Below are 7,782 nucleotides of genomic sequence, written 5' to 3'. Positions count from 1 at the left end.
CTGCTTGTCTGCTAATCTGGGGGCGGGCTGACGGTCCGGGGATTCCGGTGGGGGCTCCTGCGCGGGACCCGAGGCCCGGGAGGACTCTCTTCCTGGAAGGCGCCACACGGCACGCAGCGGGACCCTTCGTTAGCTTTCCGTGCAGTGCCCGTCGTCGTGCCCATTCTCCATTGGAGTGTCTGTCCTGAGCCCCGTTCCACGCTACGAATCCCTGTTCAAGGCGGGTGACCTGGAAGGGGCCCGCCGCGAGGCGCTGAAGGCGCACGAGCAGAACGCCTCCGACTGGCGGGCGATGCTCACGCTGTCTCGGCTGGCCCTCGTCGACGGCGACGAGGCGCGCGCGGAGTCCTTGCTGCTGGGCGTCACCCGGGCCGGCGCGGGCGAACAGCGCGAGACGCGGCTCGTGAGCGCGGCGCTGCACACGCGGCGCGGCGAGTGGCCCGAGGCCCTGGGGCTCTACCTCGCGCTCGTGGCGGAGCCGTCGCCGCCCACCGAGGCCTTCTTCGGCCTGGGCTACGTGCACGTGGAGCAGGGGGACGCGGCCGCCGCGCACCCGTCGCTGGCGCATGCCGTGGCGCTGGAGCCGCGCGTGGCGCTGCACCACTTCCAGCTCGCCCGCGTGCTCTTCCTGCTGGACCGGTTGGAAGAGGCCTTCGCGCACCTGGAGCGGTCGCTGCACCTGGATCCGTGGCACGCGCCCAGCTACCTGGTGTTCGCGCGGGCGCTGGAGGCGGGCGGTGAACTGGAGGCGGCGGAGGACCTGCTGCGCCAGGGGCAGAAGGCGGTGCCGGACGACGTGGGCCTGCTCAAGGCGCTGGCGGATGTGCGGCTCGCGCGCGGCAACGTGCGGGGCGCGGTGTCCGCCGCGGAGGCACGCGTGCGGGTGGAGCCCGAAGGCGTCGCGGCGCTCGGGCACCTGGCCCGCCTGCGCGTGACGGAGCGGCGCTTCCGCGAGGCCCTGGAGCTGTGCGACCAGTTGGAGGCGCGCGGCATGTCCACCGGCCTCAGCCGCTCCGTGGAGGCGCTGGTGTTCGAGGCGCAGGAGCCCCCGGACGTAGAGCGCGCGCTCACCGCGTGGCGCGAGGCCGTGCGCCTGTCCCCGGAGGACTGGATGCCCGCGTGGCGCCTGGGCCTGCTGCTGCTGCGTCAGGTGGAGGGCGGCCCGCCGGAGGCCGCATGGCCCGCGCGCGACCTGCTGGCTCAGGCGCACCACCGCGCGCCGCACCGGCCCGAACCCGTCCTGTCGCTCGCCCACGTGGAGGCCCGGCTGGGCGACCGCGCTCCGGCGAGGACGCGGCTGGTGTCGCTGCTGCGCCAGCCCGCGCTGGCGCCCGAGTGGCGGGCGCAGGCCGAAGCGCTGCTCACGGAGCTGGGCCCGCGCTGACGCGGGTTCAGGCGGCGAGCTGCTTGCGCAAGAGCCGCGTCAGCTCTCCGGCGTCCACGGGCTTCGGCAGCAGCTCCGCGCCGTAGCGGATGGCCACGGGGATGAGGTCATCCAGGTCCGAGTGGCCGGTGAGGAAGATGAACGGCGCGCGGCACTCCTGCAGCTCGCGCATGGCGATGAGCACGTCGGAGCCGTTCATGTCCGGCATGTTGTAGTCGCACAGGATGGCGGCCACGCCGGACAGGTCCAGGTGGAACGCCTCGGCGGGGGACTGCACCGTCAACACCGTGTAGCCCGCTCTACGCAGGACATCTCCCACGGTTGCGAGGACGAAGAGGTCATCGTCGATGACCAGCACGCTTGGCATGGGGACTTCCTCCGGCGCCGCGAGGCCCTGACTGTATCCGAGACCGACCTGCCGCGCGCCCCACCCCCCACCCGGGAGGTTGCCTGGGTTTGTCGTGAGGTGTGTGCGCGCGGCGCGCCTCAGGGCTTCGAGGGGATGAGGATGAGCTGCTCCTGGGGTGGGTTGAGGTACTCGGCGCCGGTGGCGGTGACGACGGCCATCTCCTCCACGGAGAGGATGCGCAGCGCGTCCGGGCTGCTGCCGTCCTTCCAGGCGAAGAACCCGTCGAACGCGAACACCTGACCGGGCTGGAGCGTGCGCAGCGCGGAGCCCGTGGGCGGCTTGTCGGACTGCGCGCCGGAGAGCGCGGGGCCGGCGTCGTGCGCCCAGTAGCCCACCGGGTGGCCGGTGCCCCACATCACGGGCTCGGAGCCCGCCTCGCGCATCCAGTCACGCTGGGCCTTGTCCACGTCGTAGCCGCGCACGCCGGGCTTCATCGCCGCGAGCGCGATGCGGCTGCCCTTCTTCGACTTCTCCCACTTCGCCAGCGCCTCGGCGGAGGGCTGCTTCTCACCCGGCGCCAGCACGTACGCGAAGCGCTGGATGTCCGTCACCCAGGTGCCGCCCACGCGGATGCCGAAGTCCGTCTGGATGAAGTCCCCCGGCTGGATGACGCGGTCGGTGGCGTTGGAGTGACCGCGCGTGGGGCCGCTGTTCACATTGGGGTTCTGGTCCGGCTGCCACCCGTCGCCCACGCCCAGCTCCGCGATGCGCTTCTTGAGGAAGCGCGCCACATCCGAGTCGCGCGTCCTGCCCGGCACCACCGTGCGGTAGGCCTCCTCCTCCAGCTGCGCGGTGATGGCCGCGGCCTTGCGCATGATGTCCACCTCCTCCGGCAGCTTCACCGACAGCCACTCGGAGACGAGGTCCTCGGAGGACACCAGCCGCTTGCGCAGCGCGGCCGGGAGCGCCGCCTCCAGCTTCGCGCGCTGGGTGGCGGACAGCCCGTCCGCGATGGACATCCGCTCCGACGAGTTGACGGCCACCTTCGCGGGCTTCGCCTTCACGAGCCGCGCGGCGACGAGCGCGAGCACGTCCGCGCCCCGGTCCACCGGCACCACCTCATCCACCACCGCCATGTCCTTGAGCGCGGTGGCCTCGCCCTCGGGGGACAGCGCCAGCGAGCGCACGTGGGCGCCGTCGCGCAGGAACAGGAACGCCGCGGTGCCGCCCGCGTTCTCCCCGCCCACATGGCCCGCGAGCGGGTCGTTGTCGTTCTCACGGCAGAGCACCACCCACGCGTCCACACCCGCGCGCGCCATGGCCTGGGGCAGGAGCTTCTGGAGGCGCTCCTTGCGCAGGCGCGGCCACGCACCTTCCGCGGCGGGAACGGCGGGCGCCGCGTGGGCGACGGAGGCGAACAGCAGGGCGGAGAGGAGGACGGGCCGGACGCGCGTCATGGGTGCGTTCTTCCTGGGTGGGGGAGGGCGCTGATTCTTCGCCGATTGTTCCACGAGCGCGCGCCAATGAAACCCACGAGCGGCGGAGGCATGGCTCGCTTAGAGTGGAACCATGGCCAAAACGGCACCCCGCAAGTCCCCGGTGAAGGCGAAGAAGCAGCCCACGCGCCCGCCCGAGCCCGTGAAGCCCCCGGCCCGGCCGGCGAAGTCGGTGAAGTCGAAGGTGGAGCCGCCCCGCCGCGCCTCCTCGTCGGCCCCGAAGCCTCCCGTGCTGGAGGCCGAACCCGTCTTCGAGTCCGGTGCCGTTCCGGATCCCCGCGAAGAGGACCGCAAGCGCCTGCCCGCTGGCGAGCCGAAGGGCCGGGTGCTGCCCTTTGAAATCGACCCCGCGCAGCTGGAGGCTGGTCTCAAGAAGCTCCAGGGCGAACTGGTGCACTGGACCAACAAGGGCCGCTACACGAAGGTCCGCTTCAAGTTCCGGGGCAAGCAGCTGCTGCCCGACCTGCCGCTGGCCGCCGTCGTCGCCGCCGAGGGGCTCACGTTCTACTGGGGCGGCATCCTGCGCATGCTGGTGGCGAACGTCGTGGGCCGCAGCGTGTTCGAGGTGGAGCTGGTCAACGACGCGGACAAGCGCGTGCAGGCGGGCCGTGAAGCGCTCCTGTCCGGTGACGTGGACCAGGCGCTCACGCTGTTCCGCGAGGCCCTGTCCATGGACCGGGACAACCCCGCCGCGCACCTCAACGTGGGCGTGGCGCTGAAGCTCAAGGGCGACCGCGAAGGGGCCCTGGCCGCGTTCGACATGGCGAAGAAGAAGGACCCCGAAGGCGGTGTGGGCGCGGAGGCCGAACGGCTGTCCGCGAGCCTCCGACCGAAGGGCTGAAAAAGGTCCAGAAACACGCGTTCCGCGGGGCTGAAAACGCACCGCCCGGGTGTTCAAGACGAGCCCCTGGAATGGCCTCTTCCCGCGCCTGGAACCGGGCGGGCGGGCAGCCAGGGCACATGCCCCCTGTTTCCCCTGTTGACTGAGGGAAATCCAGGGGTTACGAACACTCTCCCATCGGGCGGAGCCCCCCACGTGAGGGGCCCGTCCGCACCTTCCAGAGCCCATGGCTGACGACACCACCGACACGCCGGCAACGCCTTCCGCGCCTCCTCCGTCGAGCGGCGCCGGAGAGCTCATTCCCATCAACATCGAAGACGAGATGCGCCGTTCGTATCTCGACTACTCGATGTCCGTCATCATCGGCCGCGCGCTGCCAGACGTGCGCGACGGCCTCAAGCCCGTGCACCGTCGCGTCCTCTTCGCGATGAACGACCTGGGCAACCTCCACAACCGCGCCTACAAGAAGAGCGCGCGCGTGGTGGGTGACGTCATCGGTAAGTACCACCCGCACGGCGACTCGTCCGTGTACGAGGCCATGGTGCGCCTGGCGCAGGAGTGGAGCCTGCGCTACCTGCTGGTGGACGGCCAGGGCAACTTCGGCTCCGTGGACGGCGACTCCCCCGCGGCCATGCGTTACACCGAAGTGCGCATGGACCGGCTGGCGGAGGAGCTCCTGTCGGACATCGACAAGGAGACCGTCGACTTCGGGCCCAACTACGACGACTCGCTGGAAGAGCCGCTCGTCCTGCCGGCCAAGTTCCCCAACCTCCTCGTCAACGGCAGCAGCGGCATCGCGGTGGGCATGACCACCAACATCCCGCCGCACAACATGACGGAGGTGGTGACGGGCACGCTCCACCTCATCGACAACCCGGCGTGCACCGTCCGGGACCTGATGGAGTTCATCAAGGGGCCGGACTTCCCCACCGCGGCCATCATCACCGGCCGCGAGGGCATCATGCGCGCCTACGAGACGGGCCGGGGTTCCATCCCCATCCGTTCGCGCACGGAGATCGAAGCGAACAAGAAGGGCGACCGTGAGGCCATCATCGTCACGGAGCTGCCCTACCAGGTGAACAAGGCCCGGCTCATCGAGAAGATCGCCGAGCTGGTGCGCGAGAAGAAGCTGGAGGGCATCAGCGACATCCGCGACGAGAGCGACCGGCAGGGCATGCGCATCGTCATCGAGCTCAAGCGCGATGCGATGTCCCAGGTGGTGCTCAACAACCTCTTCTCCATGACGCAGCTGGAGACGACGTTCGGCGTGGTGATGCTGGCCATCGACGGCGGGCAGCCGCGCACGCTCGACCTGAAGCAGATGCTGGAGCGCTTCGTCGCGCACCGCCGCGACGTGGTGACGCGCCGCACGCGCTACGAATTGCGCAAGGCGCTGGCGCGCATGCACATCGTCGAGGGCCTGCTGGTGGCCCAGGACCTCATCGACCTGGTGGTCAGCCTCATCCGCGCGTCCCGCGACCCGGACGAGGCCCGCTGGGGCCTGATGAACATCCTGTCGCCGGAGCTCTACACGCGCGAGCACTTCAAGGACCTGCAGCGCATCGACTACGCGCACGCCAAGGCGCAGATGGAGCTGCTGGTCAGCCGCGCTCGCAACGAGGAGCCGTCCTACGGGGGGCTGGCGCACAAGTACGAGGGCGCGGGCTTCAGCGAGGACCAGGCGCAGAACATCCTGGAGATGCGCCTGCAGCGGCTCACCGGCCTGCAGCGCGAGGAGCTGTTCCGCGAACTCATTGGCCTGGCGCGCGACATCATCCGGCTGCAGGACATCCTCGCCAACGAGAACAGCCTGCTGAGCGTCATCAAGGCGGAGCTGATGGAGATCCGCGAGCGCTACGGTGACAAGCGCCGCACGGAGATCAGCGGCGCGGTGGACGAGTTCACCAACGAGGACCTCATCGCCGAGGAGACGATGGTGGTCACGCTCTCGCACACGGGCTACGTGAAGCGCTCGCCCCTGTCGGAGTACCGGGCGCAGAAGCGCGGCGGGCGCGGCAAGACGGGCGCGGGGACGAAGGAGGACGACTTCGTCACCAAGGTGTTCGTGGCCAGCACGCACGCGTACCTGATGCCCATCACCACCAAGGGCAAGCTGTACTCGCTGAAGGTGTACCAGATTCCCCAGGGCAGCCGGACGTCGCGCGGCAAGGCCATCGTGAACCTGGTGCAGTTCGGTGAGGGCGAGCGGCTGGCGCAGGTGCTGGTGACGCGCGACTTCCCGGAGAACCGCTACGTCTTCTTCGTCACGAAGAAGGGCGTGGTGAAGCGCACGGACCTGAGCGCGTTCGACAGTGTGCGCGCGAGCGGCATCATCGCGCTGGGCATCGACGACGGCGACGAGCTGGTGGGCGTGATGATCACCGACGGGACGAAGGACATCCTCCTGTCCACGGCCTCCGGCATGAGCATCCGCTTCCCGGAGAGCGACGTGCGCTCCATGGGCCGGCAGGCCTACGGCGTGAAGGGCATCACGCTGGAAGAGGGCGACGAGGTCGTCGGTGCGGACCTGATGGAGCCGGAGAAGGCCGTGGCGGAGCCGGAGGCCGGCGCGGAGCCGGTGCCGGCGGTGGAGCGCGACAGCGCCATCCTCACCGTGACGGAGAACGGCTACGGCAAGCGCACGCAGGACACCGAGTACCGGCAGCAGGGCCGAGGCGGCAAGGGCATCATCGACATCAAGACCACCGAGCGGAACGGCCGCGTGGTGGGCGTGGTGCAGGTGAAGGACACCGACGAGGTGATGATCGTCACCAACGGCGGGATGCTCATCCGCATGAAGGTGAAGGAGATCTCCGTCATCGGCCGCAACACGCAGGGCGTGCGCCTCATCGCGCTGGAGAACGGCGAGGAGAAGGTGATGGCCATCTCCAAGCTGCCCGAAGGCGAGGAGTCGGAGGAGGAGACCGAGACCACCTCTCCGGTGGAGGCGGCTCCGGGTGAAGCGGCTGCCGCGACGCCGTTCGATGACGCGGCGGCCCCAGCCAGCTCGGAATCGGGTTCGGACTCGGACGCGGCGGGCAGCGAGCCCGGTTCGGAAGGCTGAACGCCGGGCGGTAGTTCGTGAGGGACCGGAGGGTCGGGAACGGGGCGCGGGATGCGCTTCCGGGTCCCGGCCCTCTTCATTTGGGGCAGGGGCTACTTGCGGGTGAGGTCCTTGGGCACCTTGATGCCGGCGGTCTGTTCGTCCAGCCAGACGATGTGCATCACCCACCAGCGCTGGCCGTCGTTGAACAGCTGGAGGCTGTTGACGCCCTTGGCGACGACGGGGCCGTCCTGGGCCTCGCGCGTCTCGTAGGTGCTCATCACCTGCACCAGGTCGCCGAAGCCGAGCGTCTGGCGGGCGGTCTCCTTCTCGAAGAAGGAGTGCGCGGCGGAGACCTCCGTGCCCATGGCGACGTATTCGTCCGGCGTGATGGGGCGCGCGTGGAGGCCGGTGGCGGCCTTGACGTGCACGAGCGGCACCAGCGTCGCGCCGGGGTGGAAGAGGGAGCGGAAGCGGGCCCAGTCGCGAGGCGTGCCCGCGGGGCCGCTGATGACGTCGTAGAGGGCCTTGAGGAGGGAGTCGATGGACTTCACGTCCTCCGGCTTCGGCGCGGGGAGCTGGGCGAGCGCGGCCTGGGTGCGCTCGGCGGCGGCCCGGATGGGATTGGGCTTCGTCGCCGCAGCGGGCGCTGTCGGGGCGGCCTTGGGC

Annotated in this window: 6 protein-coding genes; 3 read left to right on the top strand and 3 right to left on the bottom strand. The window is 70.2% G+C overall.

Annotation, left to right across the window (positions count from 1 at the left end):
- The first annotated feature begins 175 nt into the window (after positions 1 to 175).
- Positions 176 to 1,384, top strand: coding sequence for a lipopolysaccharide assembly protein LapB (locus tag D7V97_RS36785; RefSeq protein WP_233583455.1), 1,209 nt, complete (start codon positions 176 to 178; stop codon positions 1,382 to 1,384).
- Between the two features lie 7 nt (positions 1,385 to 1,391).
- Here D7V97_RS36785 and D7V97_RS36780 read toward each other — a convergent pair whose 3' ends face one another.
- Positions 1,392 to 1,751 (bottom strand): response regulator, encoded by a 360-nt coding sequence (locus D7V97_RS36780; RefSeq protein ID WP_120615279.1) that lies wholly within the window; start codon positions 1,749 to 1,751, stop codon positions 1,392 to 1,394.
- A gap of 119 nt (positions 1,752 to 1,870) precedes the next feature.
- Positions 1,871 to 3,190, bottom strand: coding sequence for a Xaa-Pro peptidase family protein (locus D7V97_RS36775; protein ID WP_120615278.1), 1,320 nt, complete (start codon positions 3,188 to 3,190; stop codon positions 1,871 to 1,873).
- A 112-nt stretch (positions 3,191 to 3,302) separates the two neighbouring features.
- Here D7V97_RS36775 and D7V97_RS36770 point away from each other — a divergent pair, with 112 nt between their 5' ends.
- Together D7V97_RS36770 and gyrA are read left to right on the top strand one after the other, a co-directional pair.
- Complete coding sequence (locus D7V97_RS36770) at positions 3,303 to 4,070, top strand: M48 family metallopeptidase (protein WP_120615277.1); 768 nt, start codon at positions 3,303 to 3,305, stop codon at positions 4,068 to 4,070.
- Between the two features lie 226 nt (positions 4,071 to 4,296).
- Positions 4,297 to 7,134 carry a DNA gyrase subunit A gene (gene gyrA, locus D7V97_RS36765; protein ID WP_120615276.1) on the top strand — a complete coding sequence of 946 codons (2,838 nt, stop codon included), beginning with the start codon at positions 4,297 to 4,299 and terminating at the stop codon, positions 7,132 to 7,134.
- Positions 7,135 to 7,226: 92 nt separating this feature from the next.
- Here the strand turns inward: gyrA and D7V97_RS36760 are convergent.
- Positions 7,227 to 7,782 (bottom strand): nuclear transport factor 2 family protein (locus D7V97_RS36760; RefSeq protein ID WP_233583454.1); only part of this gene is annotated, 556 nt, incomplete at its 5' end.

Source organism: Corallococcus sp. CA053C, from assembly GCF_003611675.1.
Lineage (GTDB): Bacteria > Myxococcota > Myxococcia > Myxococcales > Myxococcaceae > Corallococcus.
This window is presented reverse-complemented; position numbering and strand designations above follow the sequence as displayed.

Excerpts from the sequence above, each read along its gene's own strand:
- D7V97_RS36780 (WP_120615279.1), bottom strand. The coding sequence starts at position 1,751 with ATGCCAAGCGTGCTGGTCATCGACGATGACCTCTTCGTCCTCGCAACC.
- D7V97_RS36775 (WP_120615278.1), bottom strand. The coding sequence starts at position 3,190 with ATGACGCGCGTCCGGCCCGTCCTCCTCTCCGCCCTGCTGTTCGCCTCC.
- gyrA (WP_120615276.1), top strand. The coding sequence starts at position 4,297 with ATGGCTGACGACACCACCGACACGCCGGCAACGCCTTCCGCGCCTCCT.
- D7V97_RS36770 (WP_120615277.1), top strand. The coding sequence starts at position 3,303 with ATGGCCAAAACGGCACCCCGCAAGTCCCCGGTGAAGGCGAAGAAGCAG.